This is a genomic window from Mesorhizobium sp. WSM4815, assembly GCF_055811575.1.
On sequence record NZ_JBVVQS010000098.1, the window covers coordinates 1 to 19472 of the forward strand.

Below are 19472 nucleotides of genomic sequence, written 5' to 3' on the forward strand. Positions count from 1 at the left end.
GCGCCGACCGGCTTCGAGATCGACTGGAACAAGGTCATCTTCAAGATGCTGCATCTCAAGGGCATCTATGGCCGCGAAATGTTCGAGACCTGGTACAAGATGATCGCGCTGGTGCAGGGGCCGCTCGACGTCACTGGGCTGATCACCCACCGCATCGGCGTGGACGACTACATTTCCGGCTTCGAGGCGATGAAGAGCGGCAATTCCGGCAAGGTGGTGATGGACTGGTGAGATGTTGGCCGGGTGCCGTTCCGGAAACGTTGGAGGGGTGGGAATGATCGCTGCGTAGCAGTTTCATAGCTGCGTCGTTGATCTATCCAATGCCCCCTTAAGTGCCGCCACCCCTTCCGTGACCGCCGCTCGCTCGCTCGCGGTCAGCCTTCCCAGCAAGTCCCGCTCGAACGCTTTTGCCAGCGGCACCATCTCGCGATAGGCGGTTAGGCCCGCGTTGGTCAGCATCAGGTGCTCGACACGGCGGTCTTTTTCATCAGGTTTTCGCGTCAGCCAGCGGCGTTGTTCGAGTTCGGCGACGGCGCGCGAAACCTTGGTCTTGTGCATAGCCGACTGTTCGCCGAGCGCTGTTGCCGTCATCGTGCCGTGCTGGCCGAGACCGGCCAGCGTGCGCCATTCGGGCCGCGTCAGGCCGTGGCGGTCCTTGTAAACCCTGGAAAATTCGCGGCTGACAGCATCGGCAAGGCGATAGAGCCGGTAGGGCAGGAAGCTTTCAAGTTCGAGGGTGTCAGCCTCCATGGTCTGCTCCATCACGATTGATAGTTACATTTTCGATGGTTACAAATGAAACCAATTTGGTCAATCCAGGGAGGATGCCATGGCCTTTTCCTACATGCCGGGGTTCGGCAACGACTTCGAAACCGAGACTTTGCCCGGTTCGCTGCCGCAAGGGCGGAATTCGCCGCAGCGGCCGGCCTACGGCCTTTATGCCGAGCAGCTTTCGGGCTCGCCCTTCACCGCGCCGCGTGGCACCAACGAGCGTTCCTGGCTTTATCGCATCAGGCCGAGCGTCAGGCACACCGGCCGCTTCAAGGCGGCGAATTATCCGCTGTGGAAAAGCGCGCCGAATGTCGGCGATCACGAACTGGCGCTTGGCCAGTACCGCTGGAACCCGGTGCCGATGCCGAAGGAACCGACCGACTTCATTGCCGGCATGCGCTCGATCACCACCGCCGGCGACGTGCTCGGCCAGACCGGCATGGCCGCCCATGTCTATGTCGCCAACCGCTCGATGGCCGACGACCATTTCTTCAACGCCGACGGCGAGTTGCTTATCGTGCCGCAAGTGGGGGCGCTGCGCTTCGTCACCGAGATGGGCGTCATCGAATTGCGACCGGGCGAGATCGCCGTGCTGCCGCGCGGCCTCGTGTTCAAGGTCGAACTGGTCGATGAAACAGTGCGCGGCTATGTCTGCGAGAACTACGGCGCCAAGCTGACGCTGCCGGATCGTGGCCCGATCGGCGCCAATTGCCTGGCCAATTCGCGCGATTTCAAGACACCTTGCGCCTGGTTCGAGGACAAGGAGACGCCGTGCCGGCTGATCGTGAAATGGTGCGGCCAGTTTCATGTCACCAAACTCGATCATTCGCCGCTGGATGTGGTGGCCTGGCACGGCAACTACTCGCCTTACAAATATGATCTTGCAACGTTTTCGCCGGTCGGCGCCATCCTGTTCGACCATCCCGATCCGTCGATCTTCACGGTGCTGACCGCGCCGAGTGGCGAAGAAGGCACCGCCAACATCGACTTCGTCATCTTCCCGCCGCGCTGGCTGGTGGCCGAAAACACGTTTCGCCCGCCCTGGTATCACCGCAACATCATGAGCGAGTTCATGGGCCTGATCCACGGCCAGTACGACGCCAAGGAAGAGGGTTTCGTTCCCGGTGGCATCAGCCTGCACAATCTGATGCTGGCCCACGGGCCTGACGCAACAGGTTTTGAAAAAGCCTTCCACGCGGATCTGAAACCGGTCAAGCTCGACAACACCATGGCCTTCATGTTCGAGACGCGATTCCCGCAGATGCTGACCCGCTACGCCGCCGAGGTTGAAACCCGGCAGGACAATTACATCGACTGCTGGACCGATCTGAAGAAGCGCTTCAACGGCACGCCCGAGGGCGACTGGTCTTGAGCGCTGATCCAATGCGGGATCGGCTGGTGCTGCTGGGCTCGAAGGGCGGCCCGGCGCTCCGGCCGGGCGGTCCGTGGCCGAGTTCGTCGCTGCTGAAATTCGGCGGACGTACCATCGTCGTGGATTGCGGGCTTGGCGTGACGCACGGGCTGGCCGAGACCGGCATCAGCCTGAAGTCGCTCGACCTGGCCTTCATCACGCATCTGCATTCCGACCATGTACTGGAACTCGGTCCGCTGATCCACACCGCCTGGACGGCGGGTCTGGCGACACCGGTCACCGTGTTCGGCCCGCCCGGCACCGGCCATTACTGGCAGCGCTTTTGCCAGGCGATGGAATTCGACATCGAGATACGCATAGTCGACGAAGGCCGGCCTGATATCGCAGATTTGGTTTCGATCATCGAGTTCGGCGAAGGCCGGGTGATGGAGGAGCGCGGCCTGAAGGTTTTGGCGCTACGCGTCGACCATCCGCCGGTGAACGACTGCTTTGCGCTGCGCTTCGAGCATGCCGGACAGAGCGTGGTGTTTTCCGCCGATACGGCGTTCTTTCCGCCATTGGCGGATTTCGCCAAAGGCGCCGACATTCTCGTCCATGAAGCCATGCTGGAAGACGGCATCGAGCGGCTCGTCGCGAAAACCGGCAATGGCGCGCGGCTGAGGGAGCATCTGCTCGCCAGCCATAGTTTTGCTGAGGAGGCGGGGCGCATCGCCAGTGACGCAGGAGCCAAAAGACTGGTGCTCAACCACCTCATCCCGGCCGATGATCCCGAGATCGGCGAGGCCGACTGGATCGCCGCCGTCAGGAAAACATGGGCCGGAGACTTGACGATTGCCCGCGACGGCCTTGTTGTGGGACTGGAGCATGATCCCGAACCGAAGGACCGCATTAGCGAAAAGTGAGAACCGGTTTTCGGAAGAGATCATAAGAACAAAATTCAAAGCGGCACCAAAGCCGCATCAGGAGAGGAAACCGCATGAAGCTTGCCACATTGAAGGACGGGACGCGCGACGGAAAGCTGGTCGTCGTCTCGCGCGACCTGACGCGGTTCACCGATGCCTCGTTTCTGGTGCCGACGCTGCAGTCGGCGCTCGACGACTGGAATCGGATCGCGCCGCATCTGGCGACAATAGCGGAATCGCTGGAGAACAATGCGGTGCCGTCAGCGCGCTTTCACGAGCATGATGCCCATTCGCCGTTGCCGCGCGCCTACCAGTGGGCCGATGGCTCTGCCTATGTGAATCATGTCGAACTGGTGCGGAAGGCGCGCGGCGCCGAGATGCCGGCAAGCTTCTGGACCGATCCGCTGATCTACCAGGGTGGTTCGGACAGTTTCATCGCGCCGCGTGATCCGATCCGCACGCTCGACGAGGCTCTTGGCGTCGACATGGAAGGGGAAGTCGCTGTCGTCGTCGACGATGTGCCGATAGGCGCAAGCCTCGATGCGGCAAGAGCCGCGATCCGGCTGGTCATGCTGGTCAATGACGTCACGCTGCGCTCCCTCACCGCGCCAGAGCTTGCCAAGGGCTTCGGCTTCTTCCAATCAAAGCCGTCCTCGGCGTTTTCGCCCGTCGCGGTGACGCCTGACGAACTTGGCGAGGCCTGGGATGGCGGCAAGGTCAACCTGCCGCTGCTGGTCGATCTCAACGGCAAGCCGTTCGGCCGCGCCAACGCCGGCGTGGACATGACCTTCGATTTTCCGGCGCTGATTGTGCATGCCGCGAAAACCCGGCCGCTGGCCGCCGGCACCATCATCGGTTCGGGCACGGTTTCAAACAAGCTTGACGGCGGGCCTGGCAAGCCTGTCTCGGCGGGCGGCGCCGGCTATTCCTGCATAGCCGAGTTGCGCATGATCGAGACCATCGAGGCCGGCGAACCGACAACCCCGTTCCTGGGCCTTGGCGACATTGTGCGCATCGAGATGAAGGACAGGATCGGACATTCGATTTTTGGTGCGATCGAGCAGAAGGTCGAGAAATACGGAGAATGACAGGCGAGACTGTCTATCTTCTTTGCGGTGTCTGGGCTCTTCTCATGCTGGCGATCTTCATCCAGGCGGTCCGGCTGAGCTATCGCATCGAGGCGCGCTCGCCCGGGCTTACCAACCGCAGCGGCTTTCCGCGCAACGCGATGATTTTCCACACGGTGACCAACACGAACGTCGCGCGGGACGAGGAGACGCAAGCCATGCGCCGGCGCATGAACCGGCTGCTGCTGATCGTTCTCGCCGGATTCGCACTTCTCTGGGCGGGCGTGTCCTTGGTCCAGTCAGCGGAGTGATCTAGCTTAATCGCTCCAAACGCGGGGGGACCCAAGATGCCTTACACCGCTACTTACCTTTGGTTCGTGGGAATTTGTAGCATCGCCACCGCCTGGCTTTTGATTTCGGCGATCCGGCTCTGCCGTCAGATCGAGGATCGATCTGAAAGACTGCGTAACTTCAGTAGCGTGGCGCGTCTGCCGAAGCTTGTTAACGTCGCTATAAATCGGGACGTTGCGAGCGATGTTGAAACGCAAGCGCTACGCCGTGGTATGATCGCTCGTCTGCTAGCCATAGGGGCTATCGGTATCGCCGTGAATTTGATTGCCTGGACCGGTGTGTGACGTGGACCTGCTCGACCATCTGCGCCGCATGGCGCGCAACAACCTCTGGTCGAACGACCGGCTGTATAGCGCTGTGCTGCAGCTTGAGTCGGGTGAATTCGAGGCCGAGCGAACCAGCTTCTTTCCGTCGATCAAGGCGACGCTCAACCATATCCTCGCGGTCGATCATCTCTATCTCGATTTTCTCGAAGAGGGCGGCGTTGGCGCCGCGGCCCATGACGATTTCGTGCCGTTCGATGAACCACAAGCGCTGTTTGACGCCCAAGGCGCATCCGACCGGCGATTGATCGCCTTTTGCGATCATTTGTCGGCGGCCGATCTCGACCGCCGTGTCATCACCGACCGGCGCGAGGACGGAAAAATACCGGAGCGCATCGGCGACCTGCTTGCCCACCTCTTCATCCACGACATCCATCATCGCGGCCAGGTGCACGCCATGCTGTCCGGCACCTCGGTAAAGCCGCCGCAGCTCGACGAATTCTTCCTCGACTATGATCTGAAGCTGAGGAGAGCGGAGGTCGAGCGGTTGGCGATTGATGGCGGCAATTAATTGTAGTTACGAAAATTCGTGACTTAATTATTGTAGGTACATAAATTTCGATGAAGATCGTCTGGGACGAACCGAAACGGTTGGCCAACATCGAAAAGCACGGGTTGGATTTTGCCACGCTGGATGAGGAATTTTTCCTTACGTCACCCCGGCTGAAAGAAGATTGTACAATGACAAAACCTAAGCTGCAGACAAAATTCGAACCGGGGCGCGGCTACAGCAAGGAAGATTGGGATGCCGTTTCGGACAATCCGGAATGGACAGAGGAGGATTTTCGAAACGCTCGTCCCTTCGCTGAAGTATTTCCGGACCTCGCCGAAAGCATTCGCCGTTCGCGCGGGCGGCCGGCGCTCGACAATCCGAAGAAACAGGTGACGCTGCGCCTCGACAGCGATGTGGTCGCTCGCTTTCGCGCCGGCGGTCCCGGCTGGCAGAGCCGGATCAACGACATTCTGCGCAAGGCCGCCGGCTTGGCCAAATAGGCGTCGCCTACTCCGCCGCCTGTACCTTCAGCACCCCGCGCTTGATCTGGTCCTGCTCGATCGATTCGAACAGCGCGCGGAAATTGCCCTCGCCAAAACCCTCGTCGCCCTTCCTCTGGATGAATTCGAAGAAGATCGGGCCGATTACGGTTTTCGAGAAGATCTGCAGCAGGATCTTGGTCGTGCCGCCGTCAACCACGCCTTCGCCGTCGATCAGGATGCCGTGCTTTTTCATCCGCTCGATCGGCTCGTCATGGCCGTGCACGCGGGCATGAGACATCTCATAATAGGTTTCCGGCGGGCCGGGCATGAACTTCAGCCCGTTGGCTGCCAGCCTGTCGGTGGCGCCGTAGATCTCGTCCGTGCCGACGGCGATGTGCTGGATGCCTTCGCCATTGTACTTCTTCAGATATTCGGCGATCTGGCTGGTGTCGTCCTTGGACTCGTTGAGCGGGATGCGGATCTTGCCGCAGGGCGAGGTGATGGCGCGGCTGACCAGGCCGGTGATCTTGCCGTCGATGTCGAAGAAATGGATCTGCTTGAAGCCGAACAGGTCACGATAGAAATCCCACCATTTGTCCATATTGCCGCGATAGACATTGTGGGTGAGGTGGTCGAGATAATAGAAGCCGACGCCTTCCGGCTTCGGGTCGGGCTCGCCCAGCCAGTCGAATTCGGCTTCGTAGGCCGAGCCTTTGTCGCCGTAGACCTCGATGAAATAAAGCAGCGAGCCGCCAATGCCTGATATCGCCGGCACATCGAGCGCCTTGTCGACGCCTTCATAGGGTGTGGCGCCCTTGGCGACAGCATGGTCGAACGCGTGCTTGGCATCGACCACCCGCCAGGCCATCGAGGAAGCGCAGGGGCCGTGCTTGTCGACGAATTTCATCGCATGCGAGCCGGGTTCGGCATTGACGACATAGTTGATGTCGCCCTGCCGCCAGACGGTGATGTTCTTGGTGCGGTGCTTGGCTACCGGTACATAGCCCATGCGGGTAAAAAGGTCGGCGAGCTTTTCCGGTTCGGGATGCGCGAACTCGACGAATTCGAAGCCGTCGGTGCCGGCGGGATTGGCCTTGCTGATCGTTGCGGGCGGTGCATCGTGCGGGAAGGGACCCATGGTGTTGTCCTCCTAAAGCTGCTTGGCCGCAAAGGGCCATTTTGACGCTACTATAGCGCGGAGCAGGTGCATGGTGCTTGCATTCAAACGCTTTAAACGAATAGATCATGCGGGAATTGTGCATGGTGGATGAAAAAATCATGGATGAGGCGCGCATAGACCAGTTTGACCGCAAGATAATGGCTCTCTTGCAGGGCGACGCACGGCTGACCAACAACGATTTGTCGGAACGGGTGAACCTGTCGGCGTCGCAATGTTCGCGTCGCCGCCAGAGGCTGGAGGAGGACGGCTATATCAGGGGCTATCGCGCGGTGCTCGACCGCGACAAGCTCGGCTTCTCACTGGTCAACGTCATCTCGGTGACGCTCGCCACCCACAACCGCGACAATGCGCGGCGCTTCGGCGAGTTGGTGGCGCGGCTGCCGGAGGTGCAGGAGGCGCACGCGCTGACCGGCGAGATGGATTACATCCTGAAAGTGGTGACGCCCGACCTGAAATCGCTGTCGGAATTCGTCAACGGCGTGCTTCTGCCGCACGAATCCGTGCAGCATGTGAAGACGGCGATCGTGCTGGAAACGCTGAAGGAAACCGGCGCGCTGCCGATTTAGCCCTTCGACTGCTGGATCAGCCCAAAAAGGTTGGTGCAGCGTGCGCCGGAACGGCAATAGGCGAACACCGGGCCTTCGAGCTCATCGAGCGCCTCAGCCTGGTCCTCGACATTTTGGGCCGTGATCTGGCCGCTGATGACCGGGATGTAGCGGAAGGTAAGCCCGGCGGCTTCGACTGCCGCTTTGACCGTGTCCGCCGAAGGCTGGCCGGGCTGCTCGTCATCAGGCCGGTTGCAGATGACGCTCTTGAAGCCCGCGGCCTTGATGGCGGCGACTTCTTCGGGCTGGATCTGGCCGGAGACCGAATAGTCCTCGGTGATCTGACGATATTCCATGTTTCCTCGCAAAACTGGTTTGACCGCAGTCTTAAGACTCCCCGACGAGATCGGCAATCCGCGCAGAATGAAATCCCACTGCGCAGATAGTTATTCTCGACGGAGAATCCAACCGAGCCGACGCGGCCCGGCTGGCTAGGAAGGCATCAGCTTCCGAGGATCGCGCCTTTGATCTGGGCGATGTTGTTGTGCATCAGGTCGATATAGGTCGAGGCCGGGCCGTCGGGTTGCGACAGCGCATCCGAATAAAGCGTGCCGCCAACCTTGGTGCCGGTCTCGCTGGCGATCTGCTCGATCAGCCGGGCGTTGCTGATGTTCTCGATGAAGACAGCCGCCGCCTTGTCCTGCTTCACCTGGCCGACCAGCTTGGCGACGTCGGCAGCGGACGGCTCCGCCTCGGTCGATACCCCTTCGGGCGCCAGGAAGGTGAGGCCATAGGCCTTCTCGAAATAGCCGAAGGCGTCATGCGAGGTGATGACGACGCGTTTCTCTTCCGGGATCGACTGGATCGCCGTCTGCACTTCGCCCTCAAGCGCGTCGAGTTTCTCAGTATAGGCGGCGGCATTGGCCTTGTAGCCGTCGCAACCCCCAGCGTCGGCGGTGCAGAAGGCGTCGGCGATGTTCTTCACATAGATCTTGGCGTTGGCGATCGACTGGAAGGCATGTGGATCGGTATCTTCGCCTTCAGCGGCGTCGGCATCGGCGAATTCGGGTTTGAAGTTGATCGGCGTGACGCCCTTGGTCAAAACGGCGATCGTCGCCTTGGTGGCACTGGCGTCGACCAGGCGCTGCAAAAAGCCTTCGAAATGCAGGCCGTTGACCAGCACCACATCCGCACCCGCCATCGCCACCGCGTCAGCCGGGCTCGGTTCGTAGACATGGGCATCGCCATCCGGCCCGACGATGGTGGTCAGATTGATCCGGTCGCCGCCGACATTTTTGGCGAAATCGGCAATGATCGTGAAGCTGGCGACCACTTTCAACGGCTCCGCGAGGGCCGACGACGCGCCAAAGGCTGACAATGTCATAACGCCCACTGCCAAGGCGGCGCGGATCGATTTCAGCATGGACAGCACTCCTTTGGGATCAGGCGGTTCTGTGGCGGTGATGGATAATGCGGGCGCGCAGGATGCCGCGCGTGCCGAACAGGATCGAGGCAAAATAGACAACGCCGGCCGACAGGATGATGGCCGGGCCAGAAGGCAGCGACACGTGGTAGGACAAAAGCAGCCCGGCGACGCAAGAGGCAAAGCCGATCAGCACCGCCAGCACGCACATCGGCTCGACGCGCATGGTCCAGAAGCGGGCGGCAGCCGCAGGCAGCATCATCAGCCCGACGGATAGCAGCGTGCCGAGCGCCTGGAAGCCGCCGACCAGGTTGAGCACAACGAGGCCGAGGAAGATGAAATGCACCGGGCTGCCCAGCCGGCTGACCGAACGCAGGAACAGCGGGTCGAGACATTCGGCGACGAGCGCCCGCCAGAAGATGGCGAGGCTGACCAGCGTGACCAGCACGATGCCGCCGATCAGTGTCAGCGCTTCATTGTTGAGCGCAAGCACGGTGCCGAACAGCACATGCATGAGATCGACGCTGGAGCCGCGGATCGACACCATCAGCACGCCGATCGCCAGCGAAATCAGGTAGAAGGCCGCCATCGAAGCGTCCTCGCGCTGGATGGTGAAGCGCGAGACGGCGCCTGCGCCGAGCGCGACGATGATGCCGGCAATCAGCCCGCCGATGGTCATCGGCAGGATTTCCAGCCCATAAAACAGGAAACCGGCGGCAGCACCTGGCAGGATGGCGTGGGCCATGGCGTCGCCGGAAAGGCTCATGCGCCGCAACATCAGGAACACGCCGACCGGGCAGGCGCCGAGCGACAGCATCAGCGAGCCGGCAAGCGCCCGCTGCATGAAGGCGAATTCGGCGAACGGAGCAACGAGAAGACCGTAGAGCGTGTCCATCATGCGGCCCGCGGCCCGGAGCCGTGATGATGGTCGTGCGCATGGTTGTGCCCGGGGCCGTGACCGTGATCACCGTGCTTGTCGGGCTCGCACCAGGGCGCGTTCTCCTCCCAGGCTTCGTGGAAGCGGCGCGCGCGCAACAGGTTTTCCGGCCGCAGTGTTTCCCTGGTTTCGCCCCAGGCGATTGGCTGGCGCGCCAGCAGCAGCGTCTCGGGGAAGTTCTGGCGTACCAGTTCCAGATCGTGGACGACAACCAGGATCGTGCGTTCCTCGCCATGCCAGCGCTTGATCAGTGCGATCAGGTCGCCGACGGTCTTGGTATCGACGGCGTTGAACGGTTCGTCGAGCAGAATGAGATCGGCGTCCTGCAGCAGCACGCGGGCGAACAGCGTGCGCTGCAGCTGGCCGCCCGACAGCGTGTCGATCGGGCGCTTCTCGAAGCCGCCGAGGCCGACGGCCATCAGCGCCTGGCTGACCGAATCGCGATCTTCCCTGGTGTAGCGGCCGAGCAGCCCGCGCCGTGGCCACAGGCCGAGCGAAACCAGATCAACGACCCGAGCGGGAAAGGAGCGGTCGAGCTCCGACTGTTGCGGCAGATAAGCAGCGCGCACGCCGGGCGCCCGGACAACCGTGCCGGCCATCGGCTTCAACACGCCGACGATACCCTTCATCAGGGTCGACTTGCCCGAGCCATTGGCGCCGACGACGGCAGTCAGCGACCCGCGGCGGATCGTGCCATCGAGATGATGGATCGCCGGATGGCTGTTGTAGCCCAGCGTCAGGTCGCGGAATGTCAGGCAGGTTTTGGTCATGTGACGATCCGTGGGACACGACTAATACGGCAGCGGCGGTGGATATGTGATGTTATTACATTAGTCAACAAGTCAATCCGGCGGAATTGCGGCGACCGGAGCAATTTGCGTGTGCCTATTTTCGCCCCACGCCTGCTGGCTCAAGAGGATTGGCTCATGCAACCTTGCCCCCAGCGAACCGCGACTCTAAAGAGGCGCGACCCACAAAGGAAGGAAACGTCCAATGAGCATTCGTCGCATCGATGTTGGCCCACGCATGAGCCAGATCGTCATCCACGGCAACACCGTCTATCTGGCTGGTCAGGTCGGCGAACCGGGCGGAAACGTCGGCACCCAGACCAGGGACATCCTGGCGGCCATCGACGAATTGCTGGCCAAGGCCGGCACCGACAAGACCAAGATCCTGCAGGCGATCATCTGGCTGGCCGACATGAGCACCTTTGCCGAGATGAACGCGGAATGGGACAAGTGGGTGCCACAGAGCCATACCCCGGCCCGCGCCACCGGCGAGGCCAAGCTTGCCGGGCCGGAATATCTGGTCGAGATTATTATTACTGCAGCGATTTGAGATGCGGTGAAGCTGCCGATCTCCCCCACGAGGGTCCACGAGGGGGAGATTGGATGTCACGCTGGGTTTCGCCAATCTTCAATATCGCAAAAATTACCCCTGCGACGGCGTGAACCGCGCGACCAGCGTGTGGCTGTCGGCCGCATAGGTGAAACGGACATGGGTGACCGGGTGCTCGGCGCTCCATGTCCGTCGCTCGACCACCAGGCAGGGGGCGCCGGACTCGATTTCGAGTGCGGTCGCAATGTGTCTGTCGGCGGCGACGGCGCGGATGCGGTGCTCGGCGGCACTCCATGGCACGCGGGCGATCAGCCACGGCCCAGGCGCGACGGCAAAAAATTCCTCGTTGGCAGCCTCGGCCACAGCGGCCAGGTTGATCAGCCGCTGTTCGTGGGCGAACGGCCGCTTGCCGGCAAAATGCCGGCATTCCAGCGCCAGCACCGGCCCGTTGGAGTCGAGTTCCAGCAAGGCGCGATCCTCGGCGCTGCTGCGCCTTTTATGTCGCGCCACACGCTCGTAGCGATAGGGCAGGCCGAGCGCCTCGACCTCGATCCTGATGTCATGGATTTCCAACACCGCGGCTTGCGACTGCGGCCGCCGGACAAAGCTGCCAGAGCGGCGGCGGCGCTCTATCAGCCCCGCCTTGGCAAGCTGCGACAGCGCCTTGTTCACCGTCATGCGCGAACATTTGTACTCGGCCGTCAGCTCGTGCTCGAACGGGATGCGGTGGCCGGGCGCCCAGGCGCCGGACAGGATTCGTTCGCTGATGTCGGACAGGATGCGTTGATGCAGCGAGAGGGGCTCGCCGCCGTCCGCATCCATTGTCTGGATCATGCTCATGGCGAAAGCGCCGTCATCACCTTGCGAAAACGCTCGGCAATAAAATCGCGCCTTGCATGCCTGCCACTGCTGACCAGTTTCTTGCCATGCACCCAGACACAATCGACCTTGGAACCGTTGGCGAAGATCCAGGTGTCGAGCACTGCATCGCCCGTCTTGCCGGCAAGCGACGGGTGCTTGCCATCGAGCGAGATGAAATCAGCTGGGGCGCCAGCGGCGATCCGCGAGGGGCTTGCGCCGAGCGCCGCGCTGCCGCCGTCGAGCGCGGCATCGAACAGTGCGCGCCCGGTCGAACCGCCGGCGACCGCCAGCAGGTTGCGGGCACGGTGGGCGAGGCGCTGCGAATATTCGAGCTGCCGCAATTCGTCCGGCAGGCCGATCAGCACGTTGGAGTCGGAGCCGACGCCGAAGCGGCCGCCATGCTGTTTGAACAAAGGTGCTGCAAAGGTGCCGTCGCCGAGATTGGCCTCGGTGATCGGGCAGAGGCCGGCGATTGCTCCGCTTTTCGCCATGGCCGCCGTCTCGGTCTCGGTCATGTGGGTGGCGTGGATCAGGCACCAGCGACTATCGACCCTGGCATTGGCGAGCAGCCATTCGACCGGCCGCGCCCCGGACCAGGCAAGGCAGTCCTCGACCTCCTTCACTTGCTCGGCGATGTGGATGTGGATCGGTCCGCCGGGTGCCATTGTCGCGATGTTTTCCAACTGCTCCGGTGTCACGGCGCGCAGACTGTGCGGGGCGATGCCGACGACAGCGTGATTCAAGGTGGGAACGGTTTCGTGACATTTCTCAACAAGCCGCGAGAACCGATTAATATCGTTGATGAATCGCCGCTGGCCTTCATTCGGCGCTGCGCCGCCGAAAGAGGAATGTGCATAGAAGACCGGCAGCAGCGTCAGCCCGATGCCGGTGTCGGCAGCCGCGGCGGTGATGCGGTCGGCCATTTCGGCGACGTTGGCGTAGGGCTGGCCGTCGCGGTCGTGATGCAGATAGTGAAACTCGCCGACGCGTGAGAACCCAGCCTCCAGCATCTCGACATAGAGCTGCGCGGCGACCGCCTCGACCTGATCCGGCGTCATCGACAGCGCGAAGCGATACATCACCTCGCGCCAGCTCCAGAAACTGTCGGCTGAAGGGCCGCGCAGCTCGGCTAGACCGGCCATGCCGCGCTGGAAGGCGTGGCTGTGCAGGTTCGGCATGCCTGGCAGCAGAATGGCATGGCGTTCGTCGCCGGGCTGGGATGCGGTGTTCGGCTCGACCGTGGCGATGTGGCCATCACTGACGACGATCCGGGCATTGGAATGCCAGCCGTCGGGCAGAAGCGCCTGTTCCGCAAAGATCGCAGTCACGTTTTTCTCTCCGATTCCCTTTGTCCCGTGCAATGATACCACTTGCAGTGCGTTTCAATATGTATATACATAACCACCGCCGATTGAAACGGAAAAGATGATGGCTGGAGAGAGCAAAAGCCGGGCAGGGGAGATCCGCCTCTGGCGCAATGCGCGTCTGGCGACCATGGCCGACAGCGCCGCCGGACTGGGTATCGTCGAAGACGGCGCGATCGCCGCGCGCGATGGCCTGATCGTCTATGCCGGCCCGGAAGCCGACATGCCGGCAGCGTTCAGCCAGAACGCCGAGAATGTCGATTGCGAAGGCCGCTGGATCACACCCGGCCTGATCGACTGCCATACTCATCTGATCCACGCCGGCAATCGCGCCAACGAATTCGAGATGCGGCTGGCCGGCGCCACCTATGAAGAGGTCACCAGGGCCGGCGGCGGCATCGTCTCGTCGGTCAAGGCGCTGCGCGCTGCCAGCCAGCAGGAATTGGTTGCGCAGTCGCTGCCGCGCCTCGACGCGCTGATCGCTGAAGGCCTCACCACCATCGAGGTCAAGTCGGGCTACGGGCTCGATCTCGAAAACGAGAAGAAATCGCTGCGCTCCGCGCGGCTCTTGGGCGAAAACCGTCCAGTAACGGTAACAACGAGCTTCCTCGGCGCGCATGCCCTGCCGCCTGAAGCGAAAGGCGACAAGGACGCGTTTATCGATCTGGTCGCAAACGAGATTTTGCCGGCCGTCACCGCCGAGGGCCTGGCCGACGCGGTCGATGGTTTTTGCGAGGGCCTCGCCTTTTCGCCCGAGCAGATTTCTCGCGTGTTCGACGCGGCGAAAGCAGCGGGCCTGCCGGTAAAACTCCACGCTGACCAATTGTCCAACCTGCACGGCGCAGAACTTGCAGCGCGCTATGGCGCCCTGTCGGCCGACCATCTCGAATACACTGACGAGGCGGGTGCGGCGGCGATGGCGAGGGCCGGGACCGTGGCGACGATCCTGCCCGGCGCCTACTATTTCATCCGTGAGACCAAGAAGCCGCCGATCGGCCTGTTTCGCCAGCACGGCGTCAAAATGGCGGTCGCCACCGACTGCAATCCCGGCACCTCGCCGCTGACCTCGCTGCTGCTGACCATGAACATGGCGGCGACTTTGTTTGGTCTGACTGTTGACGAATGCCTTGCCGGTGTCACCCGCGAGGCCGCCCGCGCGCTCGGACTGCTCGGACGAACCGGCACGCTGGAGGCTGGAAAATCGGCCGACCTGGCGATCTGGGACATCGAGCGCCCTGCCGAGCTCGTCTACCGCATGGGCTTCAACCCGCTGCATGCCCGCATCTGGAGGGGACAATGAGTAAACTCAAACTCAAGCCGGGCAACACGACGCTGGCCGACTGGCGCGAAATCTATCGTGGCGCCATGCCGAAGCTGGACGCGGCCTGCTGGCCAAAGATCAAGGCCAGCGCCGAGGCCGTTGCCCGCATCGTCGCCAAGGGTGAGCCAGTCTATGGCATCAACACCGGTTTCGGCAAATTGGCCAGCGTCCGTATCCCCGCCGCCGATCTCGAGACGCTGCAACGCAACATCGTGCTGTCGCATGCCGCCGGTGTCGGCGAACCGATGCCGGTCGCTGTTTGCCGGCTGATGATGGCACTGAAGCTGGCCAGCTTGGCGCAGGGCGCCTCCGGCGTGCGGCCGCAGACCATTGAGCTGCTCGAAGCGATGCTCGCCAACGACGTCATTCCGGTGGTGCCGGCGCAAGGCTCGGTCGGCGCATCCGGCGACCTTGCGCCACTGTCGCACATGACAGCGGCGATGATCGGCGTCGGCGAATGTTTTACCCCGCATGGTCGGTTCCCGGCCAAGGTCGCCTTTGTCTCTCACGGGCTGGAGCCGGTCACGCTTGGCGCCAAGGAAGGGTTGGCGCTGCTCAACGGCACACAGTTTTCGACCGCCTATGCGTTGGCCGCCTTGTTCGACGCCGAAGTGCTCTACCAGTCGGCGCTGGTCGCCGGTGCGCTTTCGACCGATGCCGCCAAGGGTTCCGACGCCCCCTTCGATCCGCGCATCCACCTGCTCAGGAGGCATCCTGGCCAGATCGAGACGGCAGAGGCGCTGCGCAACCTGATGGCCGGCAGTGCCATCCGTGAATCGCACCGGGTCGGAGACGAACGCGTGCAGGACCCGTACTGCTTGCGCTGCCAGCCGCAGGTGATGGGTGCAGCGCTCAGCGTGCTGCGCCAGGCCGCCGGCACGCTGGGCACCGAGGCCAACGGCGTCACCGACAATCCGCTGATCTTCGCCGAGGACGACACAGCACTTTCCGGTGGCAATTTCCACGCCGAGCCAGTCGCCTTCGCCGCCGACATGATCGCGCTCGCCGTCTGCGAGATCGGCTCGCTGTCGGAACGGCGCATCGCCATGCTGGTCGATCCGGCGCTGTCGGGCATGCCGGCCTTCCTGACCCCGAAGCCAGGCTTGAATTCCGGCTTCATGATCCCGCAAGTGACGGCGGCGGCACTCGTCTCGGAAAACAAGCAAAAGGCCTATCCGGCCAGTGTCGATTCGATCCCGACCTCGGCCAATCAGGAAGACCACGTCTCGATGGCGGCACATGGCGCGCGCCGGCTGATCGGCATGACCGAGAATGCGACGGCCGTCATCGGCATCGAATTGTTGGCCGCCACGCAGGGCTGCGATTTCCATGCGCCGCTGGCATCGAGTGCGCCGCTCGAAGCGGTACGCAGGCTGGTCAGGGCCGAAGTGCCGCATCTCGACAATGACCGGCATTTCCACCCGGACATGGAAAAGGCCATCGCCATGGTGCGCAGCGGCGCTGCCGTGAAGGCAGCGGGCGCGGTGGCGCTGCCGGGAATCGCGTCGTGAGGGCGCACACCTCGATAGGTCGCGATCCTTCGCGCCGTAGAGCGCCGGCGCAGGGAGACCATTCATGACTTTACCCTCCTGGCTCACTGTAACGCCCGGCACCGCCCCGCTGCTGGTCTCGATCCCGCACACCGGCATCGATCTCGTCGGCCTTGAGAACCGGCTGGTGTCGCCTTGGCTCGGCCGCCGCGACGCCGACTGGTGGATCGACAAGCTGTATGACTTTGCCGAAGACCTCGGCGCGACGGTGGTGCATACCGCGATCTCGCGCACCGTCATCGACGTCAATCGCGATCCGTCTGGAGTCTCGCTCTATCCCGGCCAGGCAACCACCGGCCTGTGCCCGACCGAGACCTTCGACGGCGATCCGCTATATCGTGTCGGGGAAGAGCCTGATGCCTCGGAGGTCGACGAGCGCCGCGAAAAGTACTTTGGGCCTTACCATGCCGCCATGCAGGCCGAGATCGACAGGCTGCGCGCCGTGCACCGGAAGATCGTCCTCTATGACTGCCATTCGATCCGCTCGATGCTGCCGCGGCTGTTCGAAGGCACGCTGCCGGTGTTCAACCTCGGCACCAATGACGGCAAAAGCGCCGACCCGGGCTTGCAGGCAATGGTTGGCCAGATCCTCGCCGAGACCGGCGAGAGTTTTGTCGTCAACGGCCGCTTCAAAGGCGGCTGGATCACGCGCCATTTCGGCCAGCCGCACAACAACGTCCATGCGCTGCAGATGGAACTGTCCAACCGCGGCTATATGCGCGAGCCCGAGGGCAAAGGTACGCCCGACAATTGGCCGGTGCCTTACGACCCGGCATTCGCCGCGCCGATCCGCGCCACGCTGAAGCGGATCCTGGAAAGCGCGATTGCCTGGACCGGGCGCTGACGCATCGCCGCGCAGCTCATTCGAAAGGAAAAGTGACGCCATGACCGATCCTCGCCACAACATCCGCGAAGTCCGCAGCCCGCGCGGCAGCGAGCTCAATGCCCGCACATGGCTGACTGAAGCGCCGTTGCGCATGCTGATGAACAATCTCGATCCCGACGTCGCTGAAAATCCCAACGAACTGGTCGTCTATGGCGGCATCGGCCGCGCGGCGCGCACCTGGAACGACTTTGATCGCATCGTCGCCTCTCTGAAGACGCTTGGAGACGACGAGACGCTGCTGGTGCAGTCGGGCAAGCCGGTCGGCGTGTTTCGTACCCACACCGATGCGCCGCGCGTGCTGATCGCCAATTCCAACCTCGTGCCGCACTGGGCGACATGGGAGAAATTCAACGAGCTCGATAAGAAGGGCCTGATGATGTACGGCCAGATGACGGCCGGCTCGTGGATCTACATCGGCACCCAAGGCATCGTGCAGGGCACCTACGAGACCTTCGTCGAGGCTGGCCGCCAGCATTACGACGGCAACCTCAGGGGCAAATGGCTCCTGACCGGCGGCCTCGGCGGCATGGGCGGCGCCCAGCCGTTGGCCGCGGTCATGGCCGGCGCCTGCTGCCTGGCGATCGAATGCGATCCCGACCGCATCGATTTCCGGCTGCGCACCCGCTATGTCGACGAACGCGCCGACACGCTCGACGAGGCACTGGAAAAGATCGAGCGCTGGACCAGGGCCGGCGAGGCGAAATCGGTCGGCCTGGTTGGCAACACCGCAGACATCGTGCCGGAACTGGTGCGGCGTGGCGTGCGTCCCGACCTGGTCACCGACCAGACGTCGGCGCATGATCCGCTCAACGGCTATCTCCCCAAGGGCTGGTCGCTCGCCGAATGGCGCGAGAAGCGCACCAGCGACCCGAAGGCGGTCGAAAAGGCGGCGCGCGCGTCGATGCGCGAACATGTCGAGGCGATGGTGGCGTTCTGGAACGCCGGCGTGCCGACGCTCGACTATGGCAACAACATCCGCCAGGTGGCGAAGGAGGAAGGGCTCGACAATGCCTTTGCCTTCCCGGGTTTCGTGCCGGCCTATATCCGGCCACTGTTTTGTCGCGGCATCGGTCCGTTTCGCTGGGCAGCCCTCTCCGGCGATGCCGAGGACATCTACAAGACCGACGCCAAGGTGCGCGAGCTGACGCCAGGCAACACCCACCTGCACAACTGGCTCGACATGGCGCGTGACCGCATCGCCTTCCAGGGTCTGCCGGCGCGCATCTGCTGGGTCGGTCTCGGCGACCGCCACCGGCTCGGCCTCGCCTTCAACGAGATGGTGGCGAAAGGCGAGCTCAAGGCGCCGGTGGTCATCGGCCGCGATCATCTCGATTCAGGCTCGGTTGCCTCGCCGAACCGCGAGACGGAATCGATGAAGGACGGCTCGGACGCCGTGTCCGACTGGCCGCTGCTCAATGCGCTGCTCAACACCGCCTCCGGCGCAACCTGGGTATCGCTGCATCATGGCGGTGGCGTCGGCATGGGGTTTTCGCAACATGCCGGCATGGTCATCGTTGCCGACGGCACACGCGAAGCGGCCAAACGCCTGGAGCGGGTGCTATGGAATGACCCCGCAACCGGCGTCATGCGCCACGCCGATGCCGGCTATGACCTCGCCATCGACTGCGCCAGGGAGCACCAGCTCAACCTGCCAGGCATCCTCGGCTGAACCGCGCCTTGCGCATCCTGCGGGCAGCCGAATACCGGTCCATGCCGTGGAAGAACGGCGGCGGAATGACGACGGAAATCGCCGTCTCGCCTACACGTGCTGCGCTCGACGATTTCGACTGGCGCGTCTCCATGGCGCGCGTCGAAAGCGGCGGGCCATTCTCCGACTTTGCCGGAGTGGACCGAAGCTTGGCCGTATTGGAAGGTGAGGGGATTGTCCTCGATATCGCCGGCGGCCCGACGACTACGCTGACCAAAACATCCGCCCCGCTTTCGTTTGCGGCCGATGTGCCGACGCAAGCGGCGCTGATCGCCGGTCCGATCACCGATCTCAACGTCATGACACGGCGTGGACGGATGACCCATGCCGTCGAACGCCTGGTGATTTCAGCCCCGACGGACATCCAGTCGGCCGCTGATGCGACCCTCATCCTGTGTTTTGACGGCGAGATCACGATGGCCGGCGCGACGCCTGTCCGCATCGGACCGCGCGACACGCTGTTGCTCGGACCGGGCGCTCTGTCACAGCGCCTGGAGCCTGCGCGACCAGCGACGCTGTTCGTGATCCGCATCGATCGCGTTGCAGCAAACGATTAACGCCTGTTTCGAAACATGATCACAACACCGGCAAAATATGC

General features: G+C 62.8%; 22 protein-coding genes and 1 pseudogene. 15 read left to right on the plus strand and 8 right to left on the minus strand.

Annotation, left to right across the window (positions count from 1 at the left end; all coding sequences use genetic code 11):
- Positions 1 to 231 (plus strand): annotated as a pseudogene (tdh, locus tag AC0L2B_RS21135) (L-threonine 3-dehydrogenase); the annotation flags it as partial.
- Between the two features lie 63 nt (positions 232 to 294).
- On the opposite strand, the gene AC0L2B_RS21140 reads toward tdh, so the two are convergent.
- Positions 295 to 750: a MarR family winged helix-turn-helix transcriptional regulator gene (locus AC0L2B_RS21140; protein ID WP_473746699.1), complete on the minus strand. Its 456-nt coding sequence runs from the start codon at positions 748 to 750 to the stop codon at positions 295 to 297.
- Between the two features lie 79 nt (positions 751 to 829).
- On the opposite strand from AC0L2B_RS21140, the gene hmgA reads away from it, so the two are divergent.
- The 7 genes from hmgA (at position 830) to AC0L2B_RS21175 (ending at position 5779) form a co-directional block, all read left to right on the plus strand.
- The gene (gene hmgA / locus AC0L2B_RS21145) at positions 830 to 2143 is read left to right on the plus strand and encodes a homogentisate 1,2-dioxygenase (protein ID WP_473746700.1); all 1314 of its coding nucleotides are present in this window, start codon (positions 830 to 832) and stop codon (positions 2141 to 2143) included.
- Positions 2144 to 2154: 11 nt separating this feature from the next.
- Positions 2155 to 3045 carry an MBL fold metallo-hydrolase gene (locus AC0L2B_RS21150; protein WP_473746937.1) on the plus strand — a complete coding sequence of 297 codons (891 nt, stop codon included), beginning with the start codon at positions 2155 to 2157 and terminating at the stop codon, positions 3043 to 3045.
- A 74-nt stretch (positions 3046 to 3119) separates the two neighbouring features.
- Positions 3120 to 4133, plus strand: coding sequence for a fumarylacetoacetate hydrolase family protein (locus AC0L2B_RS21155; RefSeq protein WP_473746701.1), 1014 nt, complete (start codon positions 3120 to 3122; stop codon positions 4131 to 4133).
- A gap of 44 nt (positions 4134 to 4177) precedes the next feature.
- Positions 4178 to 4423: a hypothetical protein gene (locus AC0L2B_RS21160; protein WP_287173242.1), complete on the plus strand. Its 246-nt coding sequence runs from the start codon at positions 4178 to 4180 to the stop codon at positions 4421 to 4423.
- 36 nt (positions 4424 to 4459) lie between these two features.
- Positions 4460 to 4747, plus strand: a complete 288-nt coding sequence (locus tag AC0L2B_RS21165) for a hypothetical protein (RefSeq protein WP_031256732.1) — start codon at positions 4460 to 4462, stop codon at positions 4745 to 4747.
- A 1-nt stretch (position 4748) separates the two neighbouring features.
- Entirely contained in the window at positions 4749 to 5297 is a 549-nt protein-coding gene (locus tag AC0L2B_RS21170) for a DinB family protein (RefSeq protein WP_473746702.1), read from the plus strand.
- A gap of 170 nt (positions 5298 to 5467) precedes the next feature.
- Positions 5468 to 5779, plus strand: coding sequence for a BrnA antitoxin family protein (locus AC0L2B_RS21175; protein WP_023803217.1), 312 nt, complete (start codon positions 5468 to 5470; stop codon positions 5777 to 5779).
- A gap of 7 nt (positions 5780 to 5786) precedes the next feature.
- Here the strand turns inward: AC0L2B_RS21175 and hppD are convergent, their stop codons facing one another.
- Positions 5787 to 6899 carry a 4-hydroxyphenylpyruvate dioxygenase gene (gene hppD, locus AC0L2B_RS21180; protein ID WP_287181411.1) on the minus strand — a complete coding sequence of 371 codons (1113 nt, stop codon included), beginning with the start codon at positions 6897 to 6899 and terminating at the stop codon, positions 5787 to 5789.
- A 140-nt stretch (positions 6900 to 7039) separates the two neighbouring features.
- On the opposite strand from hppD, the gene AC0L2B_RS21185 reads away from it, so the two are divergent.
- The gene (locus tag AC0L2B_RS21185; protein ID WP_027153898.1) at positions 7040 to 7507 is read left to right on the plus strand and encodes an Lrp/AsnC family transcriptional regulator; all 468 of its coding nucleotides are present in this window, start codon (positions 7040 to 7042) and stop codon (positions 7505 to 7507) included.
- On the opposite strand, the gene AC0L2B_RS21190 is transcribed toward AC0L2B_RS21185, so the two are convergent.
- From AC0L2B_RS21190 to aztA, 4 genes are all read right to left on the minus strand, one after another.
- Positions 7504 to 7842 carry a protein tyrosine phosphatase family protein gene (locus AC0L2B_RS21190; RefSeq protein ID WP_128176911.1) on the minus strand — a complete coding sequence of 113 codons (339 nt, stop codon included), beginning with the start codon at positions 7840 to 7842 and terminating at the stop codon, positions 7504 to 7506. The genes AC0L2B_RS21185 and AC0L2B_RS21190 overlap by 4 nt on opposite strands.
- 146 nt (positions 7843 to 7988) lie before the next feature.
- Complete coding sequence (gene aztC, locus AC0L2B_RS21195) at positions 7989 to 8909, minus strand: zinc ABC transporter substrate-binding protein AztC (protein WP_473746703.1); 921 nt, start codon at positions 8907 to 8909, stop codon at positions 7989 to 7991.
- 19 nt (positions 8910 to 8928) lie between these two features.
- Complete coding sequence (gene aztB, locus AC0L2B_RS21200; RefSeq protein WP_023803212.1) at positions 8929 to 9804, minus strand: zinc ABC transporter permease AztB; 876 nt, start codon at positions 9802 to 9804, stop codon at positions 8929 to 8931.
- Positions 9804 to 10616: a zinc ABC transporter ATP-binding protein AztA gene (gene aztA, locus AC0L2B_RS21205; protein ID WP_473519440.1), complete on the minus strand. Its 813-nt coding sequence runs from the start codon at positions 10614 to 10616 to the stop codon at positions 9804 to 9806. The genes aztB and aztA overlap by 1 nt, the downstream gene beginning before the upstream one ends.
- A 223-nt stretch (positions 10617 to 10839) precedes the next feature.
- Here aztA and AC0L2B_RS21210 point away from each other — a divergent pair, with 223 nt between their 5' ends.
- On the plus strand, positions 10840 to 11184 hold the full coding sequence (locus AC0L2B_RS21210) for a RidA family protein (protein ID WP_473746704.1): 345 nt from the start codon (positions 10840 to 10842) through the stop codon (positions 11182 to 11184).
- Positions 11185 to 11277: 93 nt separating this feature from the next.
- Here AC0L2B_RS21210 and hutC read toward each other — a convergent pair whose 3' ends face one another.
- Together hutC and AC0L2B_RS21220 are read right to left on the minus strand one after the other, a co-directional pair.
- Positions 11278 to 12018: a histidine utilization repressor gene (gene hutC / locus AC0L2B_RS21215; RefSeq protein WP_473746940.1), complete on the minus strand. Its 741-nt coding sequence runs from the start codon at positions 12016 to 12018 to the stop codon at positions 11278 to 11280.
- Positions 12019 to 12020: 2 nt separating this feature from the next.
- Positions 12021 to 13373: a formimidoylglutamate deiminase gene (locus AC0L2B_RS21220; RefSeq protein WP_473746705.1), complete on the minus strand. Its 1353-nt coding sequence runs from the start codon at positions 13371 to 13373 to the stop codon at positions 12021 to 12023.
- Positions 13374 to 13473: 100 nt separating this feature from the next.
- Here AC0L2B_RS21220 and hutI point away from each other — a divergent pair, with 100 nt between their 5' ends.
- The 5 genes from hutI to AC0L2B_RS21245 all read left to right on the plus strand — a co-directional run bounded on the left by hutI (position 13474) and on the right by AC0L2B_RS21245 (position 19431).
- On the plus strand, positions 13474 to 14709 hold the full coding sequence (hutI, locus tag AC0L2B_RS21225; protein ID WP_473746706.1) for an imidazolonepropionase: 1236 nt from the start codon (positions 13474 to 13476) through the stop codon (positions 14707 to 14709).
- Entirely contained in the window at positions 14706 to 16241 is a 1536-nt protein-coding gene (hutH, locus tag AC0L2B_RS21230) for a histidine ammonia-lyase (RefSeq protein ID WP_473746707.1), read from the plus strand. Before hutI ends, hutH begins: the two co-directional genes overlap by 4 nt.
- A 64-nt stretch (positions 16242 to 16305) precedes the next feature.
- A complete protein-coding gene (gene hutG / locus AC0L2B_RS21235) occupies positions 16306 to 17124 on the plus strand; it encodes an N-formylglutamate deformylase (protein WP_473746708.1) in 819 nt (272 codons plus the stop codon).
- A gap of 40 nt (positions 17125 to 17164) precedes the next feature.
- Positions 17165 to 18835 (plus strand): urocanate hydratase, encoded by a 1671-nt coding sequence (gene hutU, locus AC0L2B_RS21240; RefSeq protein WP_473746709.1) that lies wholly within the window; start codon positions 17165 to 17167, stop codon positions 18833 to 18835.
- A gap of 8 nt (positions 18836 to 18843) precedes the next feature.
- The gene (locus tag AC0L2B_RS21245; RefSeq protein WP_473746710.1) at positions 18844 to 19431 is read left to right on the plus strand and encodes a HutD/Ves family protein; all 588 of its coding nucleotides are present in this window, start codon (positions 18844 to 18846) and stop codon (positions 19429 to 19431) included.
- Positions 19432 to 19472 lie beyond the last annotated feature (41 nt).